Source organism: Providencia sp. CIM-Carb-044 (assembly GCF_033901115.1).
In the GTDB taxonomy this organism is placed as follows: domain Bacteria; phylum Pseudomonadota; class Gammaproteobacteria; order Enterobacterales; family Enterobacteriaceae; genus Providencia; species Providencia hangzhouensis.
Genome location: NZ_JAXADV010000015.1, coordinates 63,107 through 86,161 on the forward strand (window position 1 = coordinate 63,107; position 23,055 = coordinate 86,161).

A 23,055-nucleotide genomic window follows, 5' to 3' on the forward strand; every position below is an offset into this window, starting at 1 on the left:
AACAAGTTTTTATCTACAGTGAGATATCATTGTGGTTTAATGGCAAAAAATTACATACTGGTGATAACCAGAGTGAATCAGACAAAAAGGTCCATTAATGAGCTGGATTGAAAAAATTTTAAAGAAAGGTAACTTGACCCAATCACACAAAGCCAATATCCCTGAAGGGGTTTGGACCAAATGCGATAGCTGCGGGCAAGTATTATATGGTGCTGAATTAGAGCGTAATTTATCCGTGTGTCCAAAATGTGACCACCATATGCGAATTCACGCACGTCAGCGCTTAGAAACCTTCCTTGATGAAAACTCAACAACGGAATTGGGCAGTGAACTTGAGCCAAAAGATATTCTTAAGTTCAAAGATTCAAAAAAATATAAAGACCGTATTGCTGCTGCGCAAAAAGAAACAGGTGAAAAAGACGCGATCATCGTGATGAAAGGCACGTTGAAAGGTATGCCTGTGGTGGCTGCGGCGTTTGAGTTCGCTTTTATGGGCGGTTCAATGGCCTCTGTTGTTGGCGCGCGTTTCGTGCGTGCAGTGGAGCAAGCTCTGGAAGATAACTGCCCGTTGGTTTGTTTCTCTTCAAGTGGCGGTGCGCGTATGCAAGAAGCGCTGTTATCATTGATGCAGATGGCAAAAACCAGTGCAGCTTTGGCAAAATTGCAAGAACGTGGTTTACCTTACATCTCTGTATTGACCGACCCAACCATGGGTGGGGTGTCTGCAAGTTTAGCGATGTTAGGGGATATTAATGTGGCAGAGCCGAAAGCATTAATTGGTTTCGCAGGGCCACGTGTTATCGAACAAACTGTTCGCGAAAAGTTACCGCAAGGTTTCCAACGCAGTGAATTCTTACTTGAGAAAGGCGCGATTGATATGATAGTTCGCCGCCCTGAGATGCGTGATCGCTTAGCTGAAGTGTTAGCGATGTTAACCAATAAACCAAGCTTTAATGACACGCCTATCGTCGTAGCGGAAACGGTTGAAATCGACATTAACGCCGTTGATGAACTTGATGCCCAAGAGCCAAAAAAGGATTCTGAAAAGCATAAAAAAGATGATGAGTAATCTAATCATTCCTAATGCCAAGTCTCCATTGGAGGCTTGGCTTTCTTATCTCACCGACTTACATAGTCAAAATATTGATATGGGGTTGGAGCGAGTTGGTCAAGTTGCTAGGAAAATGAACCTAACGCAACCTGCACCTAAAGTTATCACTGTCACTGGGACCAACGGAAAAGGGACAACTTGCCATACGCTAGAGTCTATTTTTATGGCATCTGGGTTAAAAGTTGGGGTTTACAGTTCACCGCACCTTATTCGTTATACCGAACGCGTTCGTATTCAAGGCCAAGAGCTCCCTGAGTCTGATTTCTGTGAAGCATTTGCCACAATTGAAGCACAACGTGCAGATATTTCGCTCACCTATTTTGAATACGGCACCTTGGCGGCGTTACAATTATTTAAGCAAGCTAAACTCGACATTGTGATTTTAGAAGTCGGTTTAGGCGGTCGGTTAGATGCGACCAATGTCGTTGATGCGGATATTGCGGCGATCACCAGTATTGCCTTAGACCATACAGATTGGTTAGGTGCAGACCGTGAACATATTGGTTATGAAAAAGCCGGTATTTTCCGCAAAAATCACTATGGAGTGGTCGGTGAACCGGACATGCCAGCTTCAATTGCCCAAGTGGCTGAGCAGCTAGGTACACAGCTATTTCGCCGTGGTACGGATTGGCAATACAGTGAGCAAGCAAATAGCTGGTCATGGAAAAGTTCACAGCGTGAATGGCATGATTTACCGTTACCCAATGTACCTTTAGCGAACGCAGCAACAGCGCTGGGTGTGGTGAGTTGCTTATTGGAAATTGATGCTGATATTGCCCAAAAAGTGACTGAGTCCGCTATTCATCAAGGTTTGAAATCTGCTCAATTACCGGGGCGCTTCCAAATTATTGGTGAAAAACCGTTAATGATATTGGATGTAGCGCATAACCCCCATGCCGCAGGGTACTTAGTCAGTAAATTAGCGGCCTTACCGGAAACTAAAAACCGTCGCATTCTCGCGGTGGTAGGGATGCTAGGCGATAAAGATATCAAAGGGACGCTTGAGTGTTTATCACAACAAGTCACCGACTGGTACCTTGCGCCATTAACTGAGTTTAGGGGAGCAGATGTGGCCCAACTTAGTCAATATTTACCCACAGCTAACCAGTTTGAAAGCGTAGAAAAAGCGTGGCAGCAAGCTTGCGTCGATGCTAATGAGCAAGATGTGATTGTGGTGTGCGGGTCATTTCATACCGTCGCTCACGTTATGATGTTATTGGAAAATCAAGAAGGATAGTGCCGGTGGCTAGTAAATTTCAGAATCGACTTGCTGGCGCCATTGTGCTTGTTGCAGTGGGGGTCATTGTGCTTCCTGCTCTGCTTGATGGCGATAAGAAATACAATGAAAATGAATTTGCGGCCATTCCTATTATCCCTAAACCAGGTGATGAAGAAGACATTGAGGCAATAGCGCCTATTGTAAGTACGACAACAACAGCTTCTTCAGAAGGGGCTTCTGAAGCCATGTTATCAGAAGCGATTACGCAGCAGCAAAACGAACAGGTTGAAACACGGCCATCGACGACAACTCCGGCACCAAGCGTAGTTGAACCCACAAAGCCAGAACCGAAGCCTGAGCCTAAAGTTGAGCCGAAGCCACAACCGAAACCTGAACCTAAGCCCGAGCCGAAACCTCAGCCACAAGGCAAAGCATTTGTGGTGCAAGTCATCGCATTGAACAATGCGAGTAAAGTTGAGGAGATAGTCGCACAACTCAGGTTGTCTGGTTACCAAGTTTATACTGTTCCTGCAAAACCAGTGAATAATAAACTCACGCGGATTTACGTAGGGCCTGAGGCCTCAAGGCAAAGGCTAGAAGCGGCTTTACCAGAACTGAATAGGATTACGGGAACAAAAGGGATAATTCAAAGCTATAAACCTTAAAATAGAATTTAAATAATCCCTAAAAGGTAAGGGGATTTAGTAACTTACTGCGGCGATTATGATTTTTTCTTTTCGCCGCTATTTTTTTTAATTTGATAGAAAAATGGTTACGCAAACGTTTTCGTTTTCTGTTAGAATGCACTTCGCTGATGTCGCGAGTGCGAATTTTGGAATGGAATATGGTCTGGATAGATTACACAATTATCGCCATTATTGGCTTCTCGGCATTAGTTAGCTTGATCCGTGGGTTTGTACGAGAGGCGCTCTCACTGGTTACATGGGGCTGTGCTTTTTTTGTTGCAAGTACGTTTTATCCTTATTTAGCTGACTATTTTACTCGCTTTGAGGATGTGCTGGTTAGAAATGGCATTGCTATCGCCGCACTGTTTATTGCCACTTTGATTGTTGGCGCAGTCGTAAACTATGTGATTAGTTCATTAGTACAAAAAACGGGGTTGTCAGGCACAGATCGTGTTCTGGGGATCTGCTTCGGTGCGTTGCGTGGTGTATTGATTGTTTCGGCATTGCTGTTTTTTCTCGATACCTTTACACCATTACCTCAAAGTGAGGACTGGCAGCGTTCGGAACTTATTCCGCAGTTCAGTCATATAATCAGGTGGTTTTTTGACTACCTGCAAAATGCGTCAAGTTTCCTACCGGAGAACATTTCTCCGTCTGGCTGATGAGGAAAGACTAAATGTGCGGTATTGTCGGTATCGCCGGTGTTACACCGGTAAACCAATCAATTTATGATGCTCTCACGGTGCTTCAACATCGTGGGCAAGATGCAGCAGGTATTGCCACTATTGATGGCAAAAACAACATTCGTTTACGCAAAGCAAATGGCCTTGTTAAAGATGTGTTTGAAACACGTCATATGCTGAGATTACAGGGCTGCATGGGGTTAGGGCACGTCCGTTACCCAACGGCAGGTAGCTCAAGTGCTTCCGAGGCGCAACCTTTCTACGTAAACTCACCTTTTGGTATTACACTTGCGCATAATGGTAATCTGACAAACGCTCATGAACTCACTCGGAGTTTATTTGAAACAGCGCGCCGCCATGTTAACACCACTTCTGATTCTGAAATATTACTGAACGTATTAGCCCATGAGCTGGATAGGTTTGATCATTTCCCTCTCGAGCCAGACAATGTTTTCAGTGCTGTGTCCGCGATGCACAAAAAATTACGCGGTGCGTATGCTTGTGTGGCATTAATTATTGGCCATGGCATGTTAGCCTTCCGTGATCCTCACGGTATTCGTCCGTTAGTATTAGGGCGCCGCATTACTGAAAGTGGTGAACATGAATATATGGTCGCTTCTGAAAGTGTTGCGCTTGATACTTTAGGTTTCGAGTTTTTACGCGATGTGGCGCCTGGCGAAGCGGTATATGTGACAGAAAAAGGCCAATTATTTACACGCCAATGTTCTGATAACCCACAATTAACCCCATGTATTTTTGAGTATGTCTATTTTGCTCGCCAAGACTCTTTTATTGATAAAGTGTCTGTGTATAACGCAAGGTTACGTATGGGGCAAAAACTGGGTGCTAAAATTGCTCGCGAATGGGAAGACTTAAATATCGATGTGGTAATCCCTATTCCAGAAACATCGTGTGATATTGCTTTAGAAATCGCGCATATTCTTGATAAACCATACCGCCAAGGTTTTGTTAAAAACCGTTATGTTGGCCGTACATTTATCATGCCTGGTCAGCAAGAACGTCGTAAATCGGTGCGCCGTAAGCTTAATGCGAACCGTGCGGAGTTTCGTGATAAAAACGTCTTACTTATTGACGACTCCATTGTACGCGGAACAACATCGGAGCAAATTGTTGAGCTTGCGCGTGAAGCCGGAGCAAAAAATGTTTACTTTGCCTCAGCGGCACCCGAAGTGCGTTTCCCAAACGTATATGGCATTGATATGCCAAATGCAAATGAATTGATTGCACACGGGCGCGAAGTGGATGAAATTCGCAAACTTATCGGCGCAGATGGGCTAATTTTCCAAGATTTAACGGATTTAGTCGACGCGGTGCGTGAAGAAAACCCTGAAATTACAGAATTTGAGTGTTCCGTGTTTGATGGCATTTATGTGACCAAAGATATCGACCAAAGTTATTTAGACTACCTAGAAAACTTACGAAAAGACGATGAGTTAAAGTTGAAGGATCAGAGTGAGGTTGAAGACCTAGAGATTTATAACGAAGGCTAAATTTTCGTCAATTTTCGTCATAGTTTGGGCTACAGCGTTGTTGGCTTCACAAATTCGCCCTAGTCACGTAGTTTTCTACGCTCCTAGGGTCTCTTTGCTAGCCGCCTAGCTGTAACCCTAACTATATAGAAAATCCACAGTGATTCTGATTTTTCCCATCTTTAATCTGTAGCCTAAAATATCAAGAAAACTATGACGTCAAATGAAGGCCTAAGTTACAGTTATATCTGATTTAAAATACGTAAAAATTGAGTAGGCTATAGGGACATTAACTGCCTATTTGGAGCGATATATGGCTGATTTCAACTCCCTCCCTGATGTGATTAAACCTTTCGCAGATAAAATCAAAGCCACTAAAAAACCGCTTGTTGAAATGACGTTAACCCCTATTGAAGACTATGTTTTATGGGATAGTCGTGTTGGGGGAATGCCGTATTTGCCACTAAATGAAAAATACCCGACGAATAGCGAAGGGATGCCACTCAAGTTGCTTGCTCAAATTAATTTTGCACAAATGCCTAAATTAGAAAATTACCCTGAAAAGGGGATTTTACAGTTTTTTATTGGTGGTGATGATTTATATGGGGCTGATTTTGAGCAGCGACAAAAACAAGAAGATTTCCGTATTATTTATTGGGAAGAGGTTATTGAAGATACTCAGCAATTAACCCAAGATTTTTCTGCGGTGATTGCTGCCCATTCTGATGACTACTATACCCCCATAGACCATCAATACAGTATTGAATATACGCCTGCGGAGCAGTACATCAGCATCGATGATTTCCAATTTGGCCAGAAAATATTAGGGGTCGACAACCTCTATGATTATGAAGAGCAATTTGAAGGGGAAGATTTTTACGATGAATGGGTTGAGCCCTACAGTGATACGTTTGAATCAGGGGCACACTGCATCGGCGGCTATCCGTTTTTCACTCAAACCGACCCAAGAGAATACGAAGAAGATATTCAACAATATGAATTGCTTCTACAAATAAATACCGATTATGAAATAGGGATCATGTGGGGAGATATGGGAGTCGGTAATTTCTTTATTCACCCAGATGACCTGAAAAAACGTGATTTTAGTCGTGTGGTGTATAATTGGGATTGCGGCTGACCCAGAAATCCTTTTTGCCTTTTAACCTGTAGCGTTGTTGGCTACAGGCTAAAATAATGAGTGAGTTATTAGTCGCCTATTTAATTAATTTTAATGCTTTCTTTGCATCTGCAACCGTGGCGTATTTCGTATATAATGCTCAATTATCGTTTGCTAGGGTGGTTAGGTAGGGAAATGAAGAAACTTATCATTGGGTTAACTGGCGCGAGTGGGGCTATTTATGGTGTCCGCTTGCTTGAAGTGTTGAAACCGCTCAAAGGTGTAGAAACCCATTTGGTGATGAGTGCGGCCGCCCGTCAAACATTAGCACTTGAAACAACTTACACGGTGAAAGACGTTCAACAGTTAGCCGACCATAACTATGACAGTCGTGATATTGCTGCAGCGATTTCTTCCGGTTCGTTCCGTACTGCTGGGATGGTGATCATGCCCTGCACCATGAAAACGTTATCAGGTATTGTTCACAGTTATACTGATACGTTGGTCACTAGGGCGGCGGACGTAGTGCTTAAAGAAGGTAAAAAATTGGTGTTAGGTGTACGCGAAACGCCATTGCACGTCGGCCATTTACGTTTGATGGTGCAAGCGGCGGAGATGGGAGCCGTGATTATGCCTCCCATGCCTGCGTTTTATCACCAGCCTGAAACTATTCAAGATATTATTGACCAAACAGTTAATCGTATCCTTGATCAGTTTGATATCGAACTGGAACAAGACCTATTTAATCGTTGGCAGGGGGCGAAATAACCCTTACTCATCAGTATGTGGAATAAGTAAGTCAGTTAGCGCTTCTTTTAACTCGATATGTTCAAATTGAAAGCCTGCCTCTTCTAACCGTTTGGGGATCGCCTGTTGGCCACCCAATACCAGCGCTGCGGATTCCCCCATGATGGCTTTAATCACAAAAGCGGGCGTTCGTACAAATGAAGGGCGATTAATAACTTCACCTAATGTGGCGGAAAATAGGTCATTATGGACTGGATAAGGTGAGGTCATATTAAAGGGGCCAGAAAGCGTTGGGTTATCTAATAAAAAACAAATTGCACGAACCATATCGTTGATATGTATCCACGGCATGTATTGTTTCCCGTCACCAATTGGCCCACCTGCACCCATTTTAAAAATAGGGAGAATTTTGGCAAGTAAACCGCCATTCGCTGATAACACAAGGCCAGTGCGTAATAAACAAACGCGAGTTTTTTCTGACTGTGCATTAGCGGCTAAAGCTTCCCAATGCTGTGTGAGCTGGTGAGTAAATTCATCATGGGGCTGTTCGTCTTCGGTAACGACCGATTGGCCCTGATTGCCATAATAGCCGACAGCAGAGCCCGATAAAAATACCCGGGGAGGGGTTTCACTGGCTGTGATTAACTCACTAAGCTGCTGAGTTAACTTCCAACGGCTATCACACAGTAACTTTTTTTGTTCCTCTGTCCAGCGCTTATCAGCAATAGGTTCGCCTGCTAGGTTAATGACAGCATCGAAGTCATTTAAGTGGGTTTTACCATTGAGAGACGTCCAGCACTCAACAGCCTTGCAAAACTGGCTATAAACTTTTTGTGGAGAGCGGCTTAATACAGTAACCTGATGCTCAAGAGAAATCAGTTTTTGGATTAGTGGTGTTCCGATTAGCCCGGTGCCGCCTGTTATGAGTATCTTCATCGCCATCCCCGTCATATTTCAAACCGCAGCGTTGTTGCTTACGTTCTGTCACCTTAGTCACATACTTGTGTATGCTCCTAAGGCTGCCATCTCTTGGCGCCTAGCTGCAATTTGAACTATTTAGGGGATATCCCTGAGATCAGTAACAAACTACAGCGTTATGATTTAACTATAGCATTTGTGAACACAATTTGTATGATTTGCTTAGCCTGCCTTTAAAAAATTCGGTTTCATTATCACTGTAATAAGAAGTGCTTTTTATGATGGCAACCAATCACAAATTCAGCTAGGATCATTTTCATAGGTGCGGATCAATGCAGATTGGTATTGTCAGGCATAAAATAATAATCAGTCTAATGATATAAGCCGTTTTAGCTTAAAAATAAAAGGTTTACAGGATGGAACAACAAACCGAAGTTGTTGAATGGGTCGATATTGTTGATGAAGACAATACTGTGATTGCTCAGGCAACACGTAGCCAAATGCGAGCAGAAAACCTACGTCATCGTGCAACTTACATTGTTGTTCATGACGGAATGGGCAAAATATTGGTTCAACGACGCACAGACATTAAAGATTTTCACCCCGGTTTCCTCGATGCAACAGCTGGAGGAGTGGTTACGCAAGGTGAAAACATTCTTGATTCTGCAAAGCGTGAAGCTGAAGAAGAGCTAGGTATTGCTGGCGTTCCTTTTGCTGAACATGGCCATTTTTACTTTGAAGATGCGCATTGTCGTGTATGGGGTGGTTTGTTTAGCTGTGTGAGCCATGGTCCATTTGCTTTACAAGAATCTGAAGTTGTTGAGGTCAGTTGGTTGACCCCTAAAGAGATCAGCGCACGCTGTGACGAATTTACGCCGGATTCACTTAAAGCGCTTTCTTTATGGTTGACTCGGAATAATGAGTTAGAAAAAACCATCACTTGTGCTGAAAACTCATAGTTGATCAGATTAAAATTGTTAAAGGGCTATTTTATTTAGTCCTTTACTTTATTTCTCCCAAAATCAAATCTCTAGCAAAGTTAATTTCAAGCTAATATATAACGATTAGTTATAACAAACTTGCAAGCTAAACGATGTATTCATTTCTACACTAGATATAATGTGACAGATCTTAACATTTATCGTTTGCGATATGATGCACTGCTTGGTGTATACATGACGCTTCGAGAGAATAAAAATGACAATTGATAAACAAGATACTTTTTTGAAACAACAACACCTTGATAACGTAACCAATAAAGCCCGTGAGATTATGGAGCGTGAAGGAATTGAAGCGTTAATCGCAACCGTGGGTGATAACTTTTATCACTTAACCGGTTTTGCGAGCTTCTTTATGTACACTTTCAGGCAAACAGGTTCGGCGATTGCGGTTATTTTTCGTGATCCTTCTATTCAATCATTGGTTATTATGAATGAATTTGAAGCGGCAAATTTGTCACTTCAAATGCCTAACGCAAGGATTAAAACATTTCCAATTTGGGTGGATGTTGATGACCCTTACAACCCGGAAAATGGCAAAGTGGTGAAGGCAAGGCCAATTAATAGCCCAATAGAAACCATTTTCAATTTACTCAAAGAGGCGTTGTCAGAAGCGGGAGTTTATTGTAAACCGGTTGCAATTGAATTAAACCAAATTACACATACAGGTAAAGTATGGTTGGATAAGGTTATTCCTGAATTAAATTTGGTTGATTCTTCGCCGCTATTTAATGAATTACGCATGATTAAAAGCCCGTGGGAAATTGCTCATCTTAGAAAATCAGCACAAATTACAGAGGCTGGTATTGCTGCTGCGAGTAAATTGATCAAAGTCGGCTGTACTTCAGCGGAATTAACCGCCGCTTTTAAAGCGAAAGTGATGGAATTTCCTGAAACGAATTATAGCCGCTTCAATTTAATTTCAGTGGGCAGTGATTTTTCACCGAAAATGATCCCTGATGACCAACCTGCAAAAGAAGGGGATTTAATTAAATTTGACTGTGGCGTTGATGTGGCAGGTTATGGTGCTGATATTGCACGTACATTTGTGGTTGGTAAACCGAATGAAAAAGTCGCTGCTATTTATCAAACTATCTTAAAAGGCCATCAATATATGTTAAGTCGAGTTGCGCCCGGCGTAGCATTAAGTGATGTTTTCAATGAAACAATGGCACTCATTCGTTCTTCGGGTTTGCCCCATTATAACCGTGGGCACTTAGGCCATGGGGACGGGGTGTTCGTTGGGCTGGAAGAAGCCCCTTTTGTGAGCGCTGCGACCACAGAAATATTTCGAGCTGGGATGGTAATGAGCTTAGAAACACCTTATTACGGGATTGGTGTTGGCGGTATTATGATTGAAGATATGCTTCTGATTACTGAAGACGGTGTGGAAATGTTAAGTCATTTGCCTCGTGAATTGATTTCTTTCGGGCAAGTGGAATAAGGGGCGGAATATGAAATGGTATCATTATTTAGTTATTTTCCCAATCCTAGCGTTAACCGTGGGTATCTATTATGCCAACCAAGTAGAGCCTTTTGTTATGGGCTTGCCATTTTTAATGTTCTGGATTGTCTCATGGGTGATTGTTACAGCCTTAGTTATGTTACTAATCAATATATTAGATAATAAAAATACTAAGGAAACATCATGAGCTCCGCGCTAATTATTATTACTGTTTTCTTCCTGTTTAGTATTTATCTTGCTATTCGTGCGAAGAAAGGAAAAACGATGGACCATGAAGGGTGGTCTGTCGGTGGTCGTAGTTATGGCGCACTGTTAGTTTTCTTGCTGAGTGCGGGGGAAATATATACCACGTTTACCTTCCTTGGCGGGAGTGGCTGGGCTTATGGTAAAGGCCCTGCAATTCTATATACCTTGGCAGTCAATGCTTTTATGGGGATCTTTTTATACTGGGTGCACCCAAGGGTATGGCGATTTGCAAAAGATAATGATGTCAGAACGATTTCTGAGTTATTTACCAAAAAGTATCAAAGCCCGGGGTTAGGGTTATTAATTAGCTTAATATCTATTGCTGCAATGGTGCCTTTATTTGTTTTACAGCTTAAAGGATTAGGCATTATTGTTTCTCAAGCGTCTTATGGCGCAATTCCAGCAGATATTGCCATTTGGATTGGAATTATCGCAGTGACGTTATTTGTGATGATTTCAGGTATTCATGGCTCAGCTTGGACATCAGCACTAAAAGATTTAATGATTTTAATTGTGGTGGTTTTTATCGGTATTTATATTCCACTTCATTATTACGGTAGTTTTGGGGACATGTTTAAAGCGATAGATACGGCGATGCCAAGCTTTTTAACATTCTCCGAAACGGGGCTAAATATCCCTTGGTATATTTCCACAATATTCTTATCTGTGGTTGCCTATTTCTGTTGGCCGCATTATATGGCCGCAGTGTTTACCGCAAAAGATGAAAAATCACTGAAACGTAATAGTATTCTGATCCCAGCGTACAGTTTGATTATGCTATTCGCATTTTTCGTTGGTTATGCATCCATATTGCAAATTCCACATCTTGAAGGGGCGGCAGTGGATTTATCGCTGTTTGAGATATCTAAGAGCACCTTCTCACCGATTGTGGTTGGTTTTATTGGTGCGGCAGGGATGTTAACCGCATTAGTACCTGGTTCGATGTTGTTGCTAACTACTTCTAATATGTTAGCGGGAGTTGTGCAAAAAGCGATGGGAGTAAGTGAAGAAAAACGCCAGTCTGGTGTGTATGCTCGCTTTATGGTACCTGTCGTTGCGTTGGTCAGCTTGTATTTTATTTTCCACAGTAATGATACCTTAGTGGCTATTATGTTACTCGGGGTCAATATTGTCGCGCAGTTTTTCCCTGCTTTACTGATGAGCTTTAAACAGCAAAACCCAATGACACCAGCGGGTGCTATTTGTGGAATTTCTGCGGGGGTTTTATTCCTTGCGGTAACCTATATAGAGAAAATTTCTTTAGCACAATTGTTCCCTTGGTTAGGAGAAAGTTTGAGCTTTATGAATATCGGTATTGCTGCATTTATTCTGAATATTATTGTTGCGGTAGTGGTTTCATTATTTACGCGTAAAAGATAGTTAAAAATAATCAGGCAATAAAAAAGCGCTCAGTTGAGCGCTTTTTAGCAGAAAGAGATGAATTAAGCGTTTTCGTTTTGTACTGCTTGGATAGCAGTTAACGCAACGGTATACACGATGTCATCAACTAATGCACCGCGTGACAAGTCATTGACTGGTTTACGCATACCTTGCAGCATTGGACCAATAGAGACTAAGTCAGCAGAACGTTGTACGGCTTTATACGTGGTATTACCGGTATTTAAGTCAGGGAAGATAAATACGGTCGCTTTACCTGCAACTGGTGAATTAGGTGCTTTGGACTTAGCAACATCCGCCATAACAGCCGCGTCATATTGTAATGGACCATCGATAATTAAATCAGGGCGTTTTTCTTGTGCTAAACGCGTTGCTTCACGCACTTTTTCAACATCACTACCCGCACCTGAATCGCCTGTAGAGTAAGAAATCATCGCAACACGTGGGTCGATACCGAACGCTTTAGCAGAATCCGCAGATTGGATAGCGATTTCAGATAATTGCTCTGCAGTTGGGTCTGGGTTGATAGCGCAGTCACCGTACACAAATACTTGTTCTGGTAATAACATAAAGAACACAGAAGAAACTAATGAGCTACCCGGTGCTGTTTTAATTAATTGCAACGGTGGACGGATAGTATTTGCCGTCGTATGAACAGCACCAGAAACTAGGCCATCCACTTCGCCTTTCTCTAGCATTAATGTGCCTAATACAACGTTATCTTCTAATTGCTCACGAGCAACAACCTCAGTCATTCCTTTGCTCTTACGTAATTCAACGAGGCGAGCAACGTATTCTTCGCGTACTTTAACTGGGTCAACAATTTCAATACCAGTACCGAGTTCAATACCTTGTGCAGCAGCAACACGACGAATATCTTCTGGGTTACCTAATAGAACACAAGTTGCAATGCCGCGCTCTGCACAGATAGATGCAGCTTTAACTGTACGCGGTTCGTCGCCTTCAGGAAGAACGATTCGTTTGCCAGCTTTACGTGCTAATTCAGTTAACTGATAACGGAATGCTGGTGGTGATAGGCGGTTAGGGCGTTCTGAGTCAGCAACCAGTGATTCAATCCAATCGCTACTAATATGACGAGCCACATAGTTTTGAATTTTTTCAATACGTTCATGGTCATCAGCTGGGACTTCTAAGCTAAAGCTTTGTAGATTCAGCGATGTTTGCCATGTATTGCTTTTCACCATGAAAACAGGCAGGCCAGTTTCGAAAGCTTGCTCACACAGCTGGCGAATAGGCGCATCGATGTTGTAACCACCCGTTAGTAGAACTGCACCGATTTCAACCCCGTTCATTGCCGCTAGTGAGGCAGAAACTAATACATCAGGGCGATCCGCTGAGGTCACTAATAATGATCCTGGGCGGAAGTGTTCAAGCATGTGCGGAATACTACGAGCGCAGAAAGTCACTGATTTAACACGACGAGTTTTGATTTCGCCTTCGTTAACAATCTCTGCACCTAAGTGTTTTGCCATGTCAATTGCACGGGTGGCAATTAAATCAAAGTTCCATGGAATGGATGCCAGCACAGGCAGATTCAGCGCAGAAAGTTGCTTAGTATCGAGGTTAGCCACAGTCGCTTTGGTTGAATCATCAAAGATTTCAGATAGGTCAGGGCGAGTACGACCTTGTTCATCAACAGGTGCATTCACCTTATTGATAATAACGCCGATGATATTTTTATTACGTTGGCCGCCAAATTCGTTACGTACTAACTCTAAACGCTCTTGCATTTGTGTGATTGAACTGTTGCCTGGTGCAGTGACGAAAACAATCTCTGCGCCTAATGTTTTGGCAATTTCATAATTTAATGATTGAGCAAATGAATGTTTACGCGTTGGCACTAAACCTTCAATTAAAATCACTTCCGCATTTTTTGTGTGGTCATGATAGCGAGCGACGATTTCTTCCATTAACACATCTTTTTTGGAAGAGGTCAGTAGCGATTCAACGTATTCCATTGTTAGTGGTTCAACAATGGTAGTAATACTTGAATGAGAGCGCAGGACTTCAGTGGTTTGGTCTTTATTGCCAGAGACGCGTGGCTGTGCGATAGGTTTGAAAACGCTTAATTGAACACCTTTTTGTTCCATTGAGCGAACGACACCTAGGCTAACGCTAGTTAAGCCAACGCTGGTGCCAGTAGGTATTAACATAATTGTACGGGACACGGGAACCTCTTTATTTCGGTTACTCTAATGACAAAACGATACCGCCAGCAGGTTGCTGGCGGTAGAAGTTGCTTATGCGGTTAAACGCGCAGTATCTTGGGCGATAACCAACTCTTCATTGGTTGCGATAACCAGTGCTGGGCGGCTGTTATCGGTAGTGATTAAACCTTCTTTACCGAAGCGCGCCGCTAAGTTACGTTCGTGGTCATATTCGAAACCAAGGATAGCCAGTTTCTTCAAGGTAATTTCACGAACTTGCGCTGAGTTTTCACCAATACCACCCGTGAAGATGATAGCATCAAGGCGGCCTTCCATCAGAGCACTATATGCACCAACGTATTTCGCCAAACGATGGCAGAAAACATCCATTGCGCGAGTTGCGTCTTCTTTAGTGCCGTAGTTATCTTCAACATAGCGGCAGTCACTTGTTACACCAGTTAAACCTAATAAACCAGACTCTTTGGTCAGCATCTTGTTGATTTGCTCAACACTCATACCTAAAGAATCATGTAAATGGAAAATAATTGCAGGGTCGATATCACCACTACGCGTTCCCATTACCAGACCTTCTAATGGCGTTAAACCCATTGAAGTATCAACGCATTTACCGTTAACAATAGCAGTAACAGAACCACCATTGCCTAGGTGGCAAGTGATAACATTTAGCTCATCAACAGGTTTGTTGAGTTTTTTCGCAGCTTCACGGGAAACATAGTAATGGCTTGTACCGTGCGCACCATAACGGCGAATACTATGCTCTGAATATAATTCGTATGGCAATGCATACAGATAAGCTTCCTGCGGCATGGTCTGATGGAATGCGGTATCAAAGACAGCGACATTTTTGTTGACCAGATGCGGGAAGGATTTTCTTGCTTCTTCAATACCGATGAGATGAGCAGGGTTATGCAATGGCGCGAATGGAATAGCCGCTTCGATGCCTTCAATCACTTCATCTGTGATTAATACAGAAGAGGTAAATTTCTCACCACCATGAACAATACGGTGACCGATGGAGGTGATTTGCTCTGATAGCTCAGGTTTTTCAGCAAGAATAGTGTTAACAATGAAATCCAATGCTTCGCTATGCGCTGCACCAGCACCTAAAGGCGCTTCTTTCTTAGCACCATCCATTTTCCACTTAATACGGGCTTCCGGGAGGTTAAAGCACTCAGCTAATCCAGATAAAAATTCATCGCCATTAGTTGGGTCGATGATGGCGAATTTCAGTGAGGAGCTACCGCAGTTTAGAACCAGTACCAGCTTACTTGACATGGAAATACCTATCGTTAATTGTTGTTGTGAAGCCTTTTAAAAACATGAAAAGACTCAGATATAAAAATATACCGCTAGAGCCTAGCGTATTTATGACCTGAAACATCATGATTGATATCATGTTAAAGGCGAAAAAAGTTAAAGATCGTGAGATCTTCAGGGGTTGATAACTCAGGCGCTATTCTTTTCTACAGAAGGTTATAAAAGTAAACCTCTGCACCTAGTGTTGAAATAACGATCAACAACCCCAATATATAACTGTTGTCTATCTTCAGTATCGAAGATGGATAAAGCTAAAAAATAACAAATGCAACAGCAATTCTAAATGTGGCAGATTCTACTAAAATTATTTTATATTTTATACGTTTTTTTTAAAAATAGGGACTTTGATTGATTAAAATCATAAGTGACGTATAAAGTAGTGTTATAGCACAGGGTTACGTTGCTATTAGAATAGCTGATATTTAGTAAATTGACTTAACTTAAGGTAAATGTAATGAAATAATTTCGTTACCTTAAATGTGCTATCATTTTACCATGCGTAATTTATAAATTATTGCCTCAGTTTTTAAGAAGTCGATAGGAAACGTTTCATGAGTACATTGCAAAGTACACCGCCCGGTTTTTTTAAGCGCTTTAGATTAGGTAACCGCTATCTGAAGGCTTTTCCTATGGAGAAAAAACTGTCGCCGATATTCCCCGAAATTCGTATTAACAAGGCGGTACGCTTTGGTATTCGCTTTATGCCGCCCATTGCAATTTTTACATTAGCATGGCAAATCGCGTTAGGTGGGCAATTGGGGCCTGCCATTGCCACGGCACTTTTTGCCTGTAGTTTGCCAATGCAAGGCTTATGGTGGTTAGGAAAACGTGCGGCGACGCCTTTGCCATCCAGCTTGCTAAGCTGGTTTTATGAGATCCGTGATAAATTTACCGAAGCGGGAATTGCGATGGCACCAGTTGAACACCAACCCGATTATATGGCGTTGGCTGACTTGCTAAAACGTGCATTTAACCAGCTAGATCGTTCCTTTATGGAAGATATCTAAGGGATAATTTCTATTAAAAGGTAGATTTAACAATAAGTAATGCAAAAATAGTGTTTAGATCAATAAAAGCGATGTTTTCACTGTCTATGATTGATGTTGAATGCGAAGATAAGCCATACTTTTTAGTGGGAGAACCCTGATGGAAATGACTAACGCACAACGCTTGATCTTATCTAATCAATATAAAATGATGACCATGCTTGACCCCGATAATGCAGAACGTTATCGCCGACAACAAACCATTATTGAACGTGGTTTCGGTTTACAAATGCGTGAGTTAGACAGAGACTTTGGTCATTTAAGTGAAGATACCTGCCGTACTGTTATTGATATCATGGAAATGTACCATGCGCTGCAAGTCTCTTATAGCAACATGGCTAATAAGGAAGACATCGATGGCCGCCGTGTGCAATTTTTGGGCTTTGATGCGGCAACAGAAGCACGTTATCTGAGCTATGTCCGTTTTATGGTCAACACAGAAGGGCGTTATACCCACTTTGACAGCGGGACGCATGGGTTTAACTCACAAACGCCAATGTGGGAAAAATATAATCGTATGTTAGCGATTTGGCATGCATGTCCAAGGCAGTATCATTTATCAGCAGTGGAGATCTCCCAAATTTTAAATGCCTAATGCTCGTCATTCTTCGCGCTGTAGCTTTGTTGACTGCGTTCGGCGACTCGGGTCACATACATTTGTATGTTCCCCGAGATATCTTCTCTAGTCGCCTAGCTACAGCGTGAATATTTAGAGCATATTTGCTTGTCATTAGTAAAGCAGTAACACGTAACACTGATATGCGAGCTATATGAGCAAGTTAAAACACATTAACATTTAGCCTACAGCAACAAGCACGCAGCCCCCAGAACATCCACAAGCGACTTTGTGACCTTCTAGCGCAACGGGGATACCATTAATTTTCATTAAGCTATCGCCTTCAACGATAGTCCCTGTTTTTTTACATGAAGGACAATAAACAGCGTCGCCCACACACGCCACACCTTGGATTTGTTTGGCGAGAGAAGAAGCTGTCAGCACCGTACCACCGGTATTCGTCGTATCATTTTTTAAAATGAGTTTTTTGCCGTTTACAAGACTACGCATTGCGTTTTTTCTCTTGATCAAGCTTTGCTAAAATCTGTTCGACCTGTTGCTCAAAATCAGTAGGAAGTGGGTTTTTACCAAAAAACAAAAAGGGGTTACGAGCTTGGTAATCGACTGACGAAACGGCATCTCGCCCCTCTTGCATATAAGCATTGAGAAACGTGATAAAACGATGGTTTTCACTATCGGTGCTGGTCAGGAAACTGGAGTAATGTGAGATATTTGGCTTGTAAAGTATGGTTTTCAATTGCCCTGTTTTTTCATCAATGCCATACAGTTTAATCGCCAACATTTTACCTGCATAGCCGAATTGTGCATCTTCATAGCGTGTTAAACGTACTTTCCCCATCCCATAGCTATACAATATTCCTCGTTGCCTATCCGCAATAAGGTAAACCGGAGGTGTGAAGAAAGAGAGATAAGCAAATAACCACAAAAAACCGGGGAAAAAAATCAACCAGCCAATTATTAAAAATATTTCCGCTTGGCTATTACGGCTAAGTTCACCAGAATAATATGCTTTAATGTAGGTCCATATGCTTATTTTTTCTTTGTTAAAGTATGGAACATATTTATCTAAATATTTTGGAGGGCTGCTACCTTGTTCATTATATGAGTCATAAATGCTTTTGTTATAATTAATTGTATCCTGAAATGTATACATTTTAGATGAGTGTCTATCCATAAAGCCCCAGAGTGTATAACAAGCCATTACTAAGAGCACGATAAAAAAAGGTATCGTGTTGGTAAGTTGACTATTCCGCTGTGGTGAATTAATCACACAACGCTGTTGATTGACCGCATCTAAAAAAATACCAGATTTTGAGGCTCCAATGGATCATCGTAGTGATGACTTTCTTCAATCAATGGCGTGGTTTCTAATTGCTCTGGGTGCTTTGTTGCCGTATATAAACTCGTCATTCGGTGCCTTCCTCATCAATACAGCCATAAAGTTTATCATCAGGATCACCGTTTCGGTAACGCAATGGCGCAATTTCACCTTTCAGACGATCCACCAAGTAGTACCAATAAATGGATGGAATAGATTGCCCCAGAGGATCCCTTGCAAAAATACCCGCTTCGACTTGAAAGCTCAGCACAAGCTCTCCATCACGTATTGCCGTGGTTGCTACGTATTTTGCTGTTTTGCGCAACAAAATTAAGACGTTTTCCTTAAGAAGCTAACAAATACTAAAAATGTCAAAAAAGTGACCTATAAACCAAATGACAAGTAAAACAGCAACAATGCTAGCTACGCCAGCAGCAGCATACAATAGAAGAGAAATAGCGAGAACACTCCCATTTAGCGCTAACGCTATCCTGCCCGATTTTTTGTTTTCATGGCGAATAAATGAAATAGCAGTCAAAATAATGCCAAACACACTGAGCGTTATACTAATTTGTTTGGATAATTCAATTTTATCTAATAAAAGCTGTCGCTGTTCATTGGCAGGATCTACAGTAGGAGCTTGATACGCTTTTCCTTTAATTGCATCGATTGTCGCTTTTTTTATACTACTTACCTTTTCATGAACAATTTGCTCTAACTTAGGTTTGGATTGGACGTATTCACGCTCAAGGCTTTGATTAACAAGTATTACAAGAATGCTAAAAGCTCCAATGATGATGGCAATTAAACTGAATCGATTATAAACCATAGTCATCACAATTATAACTTATGTTTAGCCTTAAAATTAATGTATTTTTCAATACCCTTTTCTATTAACTTAATTGGTAATTTATATACCATTAAATAACCATCATGATTGAATAATAACATTTCTTTTTTGCTTATAGAAAAGAAAATAGTATCGCCATCAATAAAACAAGAGTTATATTTTTTAAAATACCAATCCAAAAAAGAATCAATATCTTTAGAGCCTAATAAAAATGCTATCTTTTTTTCGTATAAGAAATCATTTAATACAATCACTTCACCTAGTTGATATCTTTTAAAATCAATTTCCTCTAATATATCAATATCATCTTTTTCTTCCCAGTTCTTCAGTTGTTTAACTAAAAAGAAATTTTCATCTTCGGCATAATCTATGAAATTAATTATTTCAATATTATCACCTAAAATAGGTGACAATATTTCATTTGCCTCTATCAGATTAATGCATTTATGGTTTTCCATCATACTTCTCTCTACCTTTTATAAAAATTTTATCCGTCACACTGTATCGTTTACCATTATAGTCACGGATAGTTACATGTGGACCCTCATTAGTATTTTTATGCCCGTCTGGATTCCACTCAATTCTTCTTGTGCCATCTGGACTTTCATACCAGTGTTCTTTTATTGGTTTAAAATTATCTAAGCTGCCACCTGCCGCTTTTTCTGCTTCTTCTAAAAGTCCATCTTGATCCTCTACAAATTTTCTTTCTACGGTTTCACCAGCTGAATTTGTGACATTTTTAGATTCATTTAAACTTACGTAAACAGGCTTAACATCCTTCCTGTCTACCGTCAGAATATAATCCCGAAAATCTATAGGCTCAACATCGTGTCCCGTATGGCGCCAAACTATTCCATCATCCGCAATCGGCAATGTTTCAGGCCGAGTATCAGACTCATGGATAGCAAAACCTTCCGGTTTCTCGACTCTTTGAGGCTGAGGCGAGGGGCCCGCATGAATGATGGGTTCATTTGGAATGTCATCAATCCGCGCAGAGATATCAATTATCTCCCCCGATGCCGCCACGCTCATGTAAAGGGTTGTCCCATCTGCATCAAAACGGTAAATTTCGGCTTGGTTATTAGCGCTCGGCAATCCATTTGGGGATTGATATATCGGTAAGCTCAACACCTCTCTCGCTTCAGCTTCGGAAGCCAATTCACCTTTAATCACCGGCACTTGGTCAAAGCCACTGTCTCGCTCAGTATGGTACGCAATCAGTTGAGATGCACTTGCCATCGCTGCCGCTGTGGTTCCCGTTGAGGCAAATCCCACTCGAATACGTGTTGGTGCAGAGCCTCCCATCTCAGCAATTTCCAGCAAATCAGGCTGCGTTAAGCTGTCCCCTTCATAGTAATTCGCTACCATGGCAAACAGAATATTTGCGCTCAAAACTAAAGGGGATGTTTTTTGCAGTTCATGCTCAAGATGCCGAGCGATGCGGTGATTTGCACTTTCTTGTGAATTATCCCATCCAAACGACGTCTCTTGTTGCCCCACGGCGCCACCGACAACGCCACCACTTGCCATAGCGCCACTGCCCATGGCTCCCCCAATTGGAAAAGCCTGTGCGGTGCCAATCGGATTTAATGCGCTAAAGAATGAAGATACCCAGCTTGACTGGGGAACTGTTTGTGTCGAGTTTGATGCAGTGTTACAAGTATAGTTACTGTAATCACACACCCCAAAGTTAGCCAAGGCCTCTACATCGAGTCCCTCATCCGTATTGCCCAGCCCTCTCAAGGTGGATTTGGCAAACACCGGTTCGGCAATGCGCTTAATCGCAATCACACGGCGATGGTCATAGGGGAACAACAGGGGATAGCCGTTATCCCGTTGTTGATAGTGGGTAGAACGGCTTATTTGCCCTGCCGTCATGCGGTGGACGGTCGTTGGGGTATTAGGGTTAAACGCTCCTGCGCGGTTATTTTCACTCAGGAGATACCCCTGTTCACGGCAATAATCACTCAGTGACTTATCGTTACCTTGAATAGCCGCCGGAGGTGACAGCGTTGTCAGGGCATCGGCTAAGGGTTGCGCTTCAAGGCTCAGTGTATACGGGCGAGCCGTTAAGCCTTCCGCTTTAATCAAGCCTTGTGGGTCGCTGCTGCCTTGCAATGTACGGCCTGTGCCTCGCTCTGCGAGCGAATAGGGCACGTTGGCTAAGGGTTGTCCCTTATCATCAACCAATTGCAGCTCTAACCAAAATCGATAGTTTTCACAGATAATGCACGATTCGACTTTCTGACTCATGACAGCTCCGTTGTCGTAGTTAGCCAATCTTGCTAATTGCTATCAGCAATCAGTATACATCCCCCAGAACATCCACAAGCGACTTTGTGACCTTCTAGCGCAACAGGGATACCATTAATTTTCATTAAGCTATCACCTTCAACGATAGTGCCGTTTTTTTTACATGAAGGACAATAAACCGAGTCGCCCACACAGGCGACTCCTTGGGTTTGCTTGGCGAGAGAAGAAGCTGTCAGCACCGTACCACCAGTATTCGTCGTATCATTTTTTAAGATAATTTTTCTGCCGTTCACAAGACTACGCATTGCGTTTTTTCTCCTGATCAAGCTTTGCTAAAATCTGTTCGACCTGTTGCTCAAAATCAGTAGGAAGTGGGTTTTTACCAAAAAACAAAAAGGGTTTACGAGCTTGGTAATCGACTGACGAAACGGCATCTCGCCCCTCTTGCATATAAGCATTGAGAAACGTGATAAAACGATGGTTTTCACTGTCGGTGCTGGTCAGGAAACTGGAGTAATGGGAAACATTTGGCTTGTAAAGTATGGTTTTCAATTGCCCTGTTTTTTCATCAATGCCATACAGTTTAATCGCCAGCATTTTTCCTGCATAGCCGAATTCTGCATCTTCATAGCGTGTTAAACGTACTTTCCCCATCCCATAGCTATACAATATTCCTCGTTGCCTATCAGCAATGAGATAAACTGGAGGGGTAAAGAAAGAGAGATAACCAAATAACCACAAAAAGCCGGGAAAAAAAATCAACCAGCCAATGACGAGGTATTTTCCATATTGACCATCAGTAAAAAACTCGCCAGAGTTATAAGCAAATATATAATCCCAGTAATTTATACTTTTTTTCCCAAAATAAGGCCTGTACGTATTTACATATTTTAATGTGACCGCATCTAAGTTAGGTTCATTACTATATTTAGCCTCTACTTTTTCGACCATAGCTTGAAAATGCTTTTTATTATTTATATGTTCAGAAATAAAGCCAAACAGTGTATAACAGGCCATCGCCAAAAGTATAATAAAAAAAGGTATCGTATTGGTTAGTTGACTATTCCGCTGTGGAGAATTAATCACACAACGCTGTTTATTGACTGCATCTAAAAATACCAGTTTTTGAGGCTCCAATGGATCATCGTAGTGATGACTTTGTGCAATTAATGGTGTGGTTTCTAATTGCTCTGGGTGCTTTGTTGCCGTATATAAACTCGTCATTCGGTGCCTTCCTCATCAATACAGCCATAAAGTTTATCATCAGGATCACCATTCCGGTAACGCAATGGCGCAATCTCTCCTTTAAGACGGTCTACCAAGTAATACCAATAAATGGATGGGATAGATGTAAGCGTCCGGCGAACACATCTTTTATTTGCTAACTGATCACGCATCATAGCGCTCACTGTTGCCAACTGTGAGAC

24 protein-coding genes and 1 pseudogene are annotated in these 23,055 nt (G+C 41.9%); 13 read left to right on the forward strand and 12 right to left on the reverse strand.

Annotation, left to right across the window (positions count from 1 at the left end; translation table 11 throughout):
• Window positions 1–97: 97 nt before the first annotated feature.
• The 7 genes from accD to SJ312_RS20335 all read left to right on the forward strand — a co-directional run bounded on the left by accD (window position 98) and on the right by SJ312_RS20335 (window position 7,074).
• Window positions 98–1,069, forward strand: a complete 972-nt coding sequence (gene accD / locus SJ312_RS20305; protein WP_110591923.1) for an acetyl-CoA carboxylase, carboxyltransferase subunit beta — start codon at window positions 98–100, stop codon at window positions 1,067–1,069.
• Complete coding sequence (folC, locus tag SJ312_RS20310) at window positions 1,059–2,348, forward strand: bifunctional tetrahydrofolate synthase/dihydrofolate synthase (protein WP_110591922.1); 1,290 nt, start codon at window positions 1,059–1,061, stop codon at window positions 2,346–2,348. Before accD ends, folC begins: the two co-directional genes overlap by 11 nt.
• A 5-nt stretch (window positions 2,349–2,353) precedes the next feature.
• Window positions 2,354–2,995: a cell division protein DedD gene (gene dedD, locus SJ312_RS20315; protein ID WP_112307565.1), complete on the forward strand. Its 642-nt coding sequence runs from the start codon at window positions 2,354–2,356 to the stop codon at window positions 2,993–2,995.
• 179 nt (window positions 2,996–3,174) lie between these two features.
• The gene (gene cvpA / locus SJ312_RS20320; RefSeq protein ID WP_004257304.1) at window positions 3,175–3,678 is read left to right on the forward strand and encodes a colicin V production protein; all 504 of its coding nucleotides are present in this window, start codon (window positions 3,175–3,177) and stop codon (window positions 3,676–3,678) included.
• Window positions 3,679–3,692: 14 nt separating this feature from the next.
• Window positions 3,693–5,210: an amidophosphoribosyltransferase gene (gene purF / locus SJ312_RS20325; RefSeq protein WP_004257307.1), complete on the forward strand. Its 1,518-nt coding sequence runs from the start codon at window positions 3,693–3,695 to the stop codon at window positions 5,208–5,210.
• A 292-nt stretch (window positions 5,211–5,502) separates the two neighbouring features.
• The gene (locus tag SJ312_RS20330) at window positions 5,503–6,327 is read left to right on the forward strand and encodes a YwqG family protein (RefSeq protein ID WP_004257311.1); all 825 of its coding nucleotides are present in this window, start codon (window positions 5,503–5,505) and stop codon (window positions 6,325–6,327) included.
• Between the two features lie 174 nt (window positions 6,328–6,501).
• Window positions 6,502–7,074 carry a UbiX family flavin prenyltransferase gene (locus SJ312_RS20335; RefSeq protein ID WP_096864931.1) on the forward strand — a complete coding sequence of 191 codons (573 nt, stop codon included), beginning with the start codon at window positions 6,502–6,504 and terminating at the stop codon, window positions 7,072–7,074.
• 3 nt (window positions 7,075–7,077) lie between these two features.
• On the opposite strand, the gene SJ312_RS20340 is transcribed toward SJ312_RS20335, so the two are convergent.
• Window positions 7,078–7,989: a TIGR01777 family oxidoreductase gene (locus SJ312_RS20340; protein ID WP_094962708.1), complete on the reverse strand. Its 912-nt coding sequence runs from the start codon at window positions 7,987–7,989 to the stop codon at window positions 7,078–7,080.
• 398 nt (window positions 7,990–8,387) lie between these two features.
• Between SJ312_RS20340 and yfcD the strand changes: the two genes are divergently transcribed.
• From yfcD to SJ312_RS20360, 4 genes are all read left to right on the forward strand, one after another.
• Window positions 8,388–8,930, forward strand: a complete 543-nt coding sequence (gene yfcD, locus SJ312_RS20345; RefSeq protein WP_004257328.1) for an NUDIX hydrolase YfcD — start codon at window positions 8,388–8,390, stop codon at window positions 8,928–8,930.
• Between the two features lie 238 nt (window positions 8,931–9,168).
• Window positions 9,169–10,413 (forward strand): M24 family metallopeptidase, encoded by a 1,245-nt coding sequence (locus SJ312_RS20350; RefSeq protein WP_187710402.1) that lies wholly within the window; start codon window positions 9,169–9,171, stop codon window positions 10,411–10,413.
• A gap of 10 nt (window positions 10,414–10,423) precedes the next feature.
• Window positions 10,424–10,621 (forward strand): DUF3311 domain-containing protein, encoded by a 198-nt coding sequence (locus SJ312_RS20355; protein WP_004257337.1) that lies wholly within the window; start codon window positions 10,424–10,426, stop codon window positions 10,619–10,621.
• Entirely contained in the window at window positions 10,618–12,060 is a 1,443-nt protein-coding gene (locus SJ312_RS20360; RefSeq protein WP_144141278.1) for a sodium:solute symporter family protein, read from the forward strand. Before SJ312_RS20355 ends, SJ312_RS20360 begins: the two co-directional genes overlap by 4 nt.
• Before the next feature lie 62 nt (window positions 12,061–12,122).
• Here SJ312_RS20360 and pta read toward each other — a convergent pair whose 3' ends face one another.
• Together pta and ackA are read right to left on the reverse strand one after the other, a co-directional pair.
• Complete coding sequence (pta, locus tag SJ312_RS20365; protein ID WP_153673987.1) at window positions 12,123–14,252, reverse strand: phosphate acetyltransferase; 2,130 nt, start codon at window positions 14,250–14,252, stop codon at window positions 12,123–12,125.
• Between the two features lie 87 nt (window positions 14,253–14,339).
• Window positions 14,340–15,542, reverse strand: coding sequence for an acetate kinase (gene ackA, locus SJ312_RS20370; RefSeq protein ID WP_004257349.1), 1,203 nt, complete (start codon window positions 15,540–15,542; stop codon window positions 14,340–14,342).
• Between the two features lie 593 nt (window positions 15,543–16,135).
• Here ackA and yfbV point away from each other — a divergent pair.
• Together yfbV and SJ312_RS20380 are read left to right on the forward strand one after the other, a co-directional pair.
• Window positions 16,136–16,591, forward strand: coding sequence for a terminus macrodomain insulation protein YfbV (yfbV, locus tag SJ312_RS20375; RefSeq protein ID WP_004257353.1), 456 nt, complete (start codon window positions 16,136–16,138; stop codon window positions 16,589–16,591).
• Window positions 16,592–16,730: 139 nt separating this feature from the next.
• Complete coding sequence (locus SJ312_RS20380) at window positions 16,731–17,225, forward strand: YfbU family protein (RefSeq protein WP_004257356.1); 495 nt, start codon at window positions 16,731–16,733, stop codon at window positions 17,223–17,225.
• A gap of 201 nt (window positions 17,226–17,426) precedes the next feature.
• Here SJ312_RS20380 and SJ312_RS20385 read toward each other — a convergent pair whose 3' ends face one another.
• The 9 genes and pseudogenes from SJ312_RS20385 to SJ312_RS20425 all read right to left on the reverse strand — a co-directional run.
• A complete protein-coding gene (locus SJ312_RS20385) occupies window positions 17,427–17,696 on the reverse strand; it encodes a PAAR domain-containing protein (protein ID WP_319868288.1) in 270 nt (89 codons plus the stop codon).
• Window positions 17,689–18,617 (reverse strand): annotated as a pseudogene (locus tag SJ312_RS20390) (hypothetical protein). Before SJ312_RS20390 ends, SJ312_RS20385 begins: the two are co-directional and overlap by 8 nt.
• Window positions 18,614–18,796, reverse strand: a complete 183-nt coding sequence (locus tag SJ312_RS20395; protein WP_187710399.1) for a hypothetical protein — start codon at window positions 18,794–18,796, stop codon at window positions 18,614–18,616. The pseudogene SJ312_RS20390 and the gene SJ312_RS20395 overlap by 4 nt, the downstream one beginning before the upstream one ends.
• An 81-nt stretch (window positions 18,797–18,877) precedes the next feature.
• Entirely contained in the window at window positions 18,878–19,354 is a 477-nt protein-coding gene (locus tag SJ312_RS20400; RefSeq protein ID WP_004257360.1) for a hypothetical protein, read from the reverse strand.
• 11 nt (window positions 19,355–19,365) lie between these two features.
• Window positions 19,366–19,836 carry a hypothetical protein gene (locus tag SJ312_RS20405; RefSeq protein WP_004259762.1) on the reverse strand — a complete coding sequence of 157 codons (471 nt, stop codon included), beginning with the start codon at window positions 19,834–19,836 and terminating at the stop codon, window positions 19,366–19,368.
• Window positions 19,820–21,628 (reverse strand): hypothetical protein, encoded by a 1,809-nt coding sequence (locus tag SJ312_RS20410; RefSeq protein ID WP_319868290.1) that lies wholly within the window; start codon window positions 21,626–21,628, stop codon window positions 19,820–19,822. Before SJ312_RS20410 ends, SJ312_RS20405 begins: the two co-directional genes overlap by 17 nt.
• 32 nt (window positions 21,629–21,660) lie before the next feature.
• On the reverse strand, window positions 21,661–21,933 hold the full coding sequence (locus SJ312_RS20415) for a PAAR domain-containing protein (RefSeq protein WP_319868291.1): 273 nt from the start codon (window positions 21,931–21,933) through the stop codon (window positions 21,661–21,663).
• On the reverse strand, window positions 21,926–22,852 hold the full coding sequence (locus tag SJ312_RS20420) for a hypothetical protein (protein WP_319868292.1): 927 nt from the start codon (window positions 22,850–22,852) through the stop codon (window positions 21,926–21,928). The genes SJ312_RS20415 and SJ312_RS20420 overlap by 8 nt, the downstream gene beginning before the upstream one ends.
• The coding region (locus SJ312_RS20425; protein ID WP_319868293.1) for a hypothetical protein at window positions 22,849–23,055 on the reverse strand (207 nt) is incomplete at its 5' end. The genes SJ312_RS20425 and SJ312_RS20420, both read right to left, overlap by 4 nt.

What these genes read in the sequence shown, in the direction of transcription:
- SJ312_RS20380 (WP_004257356.1), top strand. Translation starts at nt 16,731, where the DNA reads ATGGAAATGACTAACGCACAACGCTTGATCTTATCTAATCAATATAAA.
- SJ312_RS20340 (WP_094962708.1), bottom strand. Translation starts at nt 7,989, where the DNA reads ATGAAGATACTCATAACAGGCGGCACCGGGCTAATCGGAACACCACTA.
- cvpA (WP_004257304.1), top strand. Translation starts at nt 3,175, where the DNA reads ATGGTCTGGATAGATTACACAATTATCGCCATTATTGGCTTCTCGGCA.
- accD (WP_110591923.1), top strand. Translation starts at nt 98, where the DNA reads ATGAGCTGGATTGAAAAAATTTTAAAGAAAGGTAACTTGACCCAATCA.
- yfbV (WP_004257353.1), top strand. Translation starts at nt 16,136, where the DNA reads ATGAGTACATTGCAAAGTACACCGCCCGGTTTTTTTAAGCGCTTTAGA.
- SJ312_RS20335 (WP_096864931.1), top strand. Translation starts at nt 6,502, where the DNA reads ATGAAGAAACTTATCATTGGGTTAACTGGCGCGAGTGGGGCTATTTAT.
- SJ312_RS20410 (WP_319868290.1), bottom strand. Translation starts at nt 21,628, where the DNA reads ATGAGTCAGAAAGTCGAATCGTGCATTATCTGTGAAAACTATCGATTT.
- purF (WP_004257307.1), top strand. Translation starts at nt 3,693, where the DNA reads ATGTGCGGTATTGTCGGTATCGCCGGTGTTACACCGGTAAACCAATCA.
- SJ312_RS20360 (WP_144141278.1), top strand. Translation starts at nt 10,618, where the DNA reads ATGAGCTCCGCGCTAATTATTATTACTGTTTTCTTCCTGTTTAGTATT.
- folC (WP_110591922.1), top strand. Translation starts at nt 1,059, where the DNA reads ATGATGAGTAATCTAATCATTCCTAATGCCAAGTCTCCATTGGAGGCT.
- SJ312_RS20385 (WP_319868288.1), bottom strand. Translation starts at nt 17,696, where the DNA reads ATGCGTAGTCTTGTAAACGGCAAAAAACTCATTTTAAAAAATGATACG.
- SJ312_RS20400 (WP_004257360.1), bottom strand. Translation starts at nt 19,354, where the DNA reads ATGGTTTATAATCGATTCAGTTTAATTGCCATCATCATTGGAGCTTTT.
- SJ312_RS20420 (WP_319868292.1), bottom strand. Translation starts at nt 22,852, where the DNA reads ATGACGAGTTTATATACGGCAACAAAGCACCCAGAGCAATTAGAAACC.
- SJ312_RS20355 (WP_004257337.1), top strand. Translation starts at nt 10,424, where the DNA reads ATGAAATGGTATCATTATTTAGTTATTTTCCCAATCCTAGCGTTAACC.
- SJ312_RS20350 (WP_187710402.1), top strand. Translation starts at nt 9,169, where the DNA reads ATGACAATTGATAAACAAGATACTTTTTTGAAACAACAACACCTTGAT.
- SJ312_RS20330 (WP_004257311.1), top strand. Translation starts at nt 5,503, where the DNA reads ATGGCTGATTTCAACTCCCTCCCTGATGTGATTAAACCTTTCGCAGAT.
- pta (WP_153673987.1), bottom strand. Translation starts at nt 14,252, where the DNA reads ATGTTAATACCTACTGGCACCAGCGTTGGCTTAACTAGCGTTAGCCTA.
- ackA (WP_004257349.1), bottom strand. Translation starts at nt 15,542, where the DNA reads ATGTCAAGTAAGCTGGTACTGGTTCTAAACTGCGGTAGCTCCTCACTG.
- SJ312_RS20405 (WP_004259762.1), bottom strand. Translation starts at nt 19,836, where the DNA reads ATGATGGAAAACCATAAATGCATTAATCTGATAGAGGCAAATGAAATA.
- yfcD (WP_004257328.1), top strand. Translation starts at nt 8,388, where the DNA reads ATGGAACAACAAACCGAAGTTGTTGAATGGGTCGATATTGTTGATGAA.
- SJ312_RS20415 (WP_319868291.1), bottom strand. Translation starts at nt 21,933, where the DNA reads ATGCGTAGTCTTGTGAACGGCAGAAAAATTATCTTAAAAAATGATACG.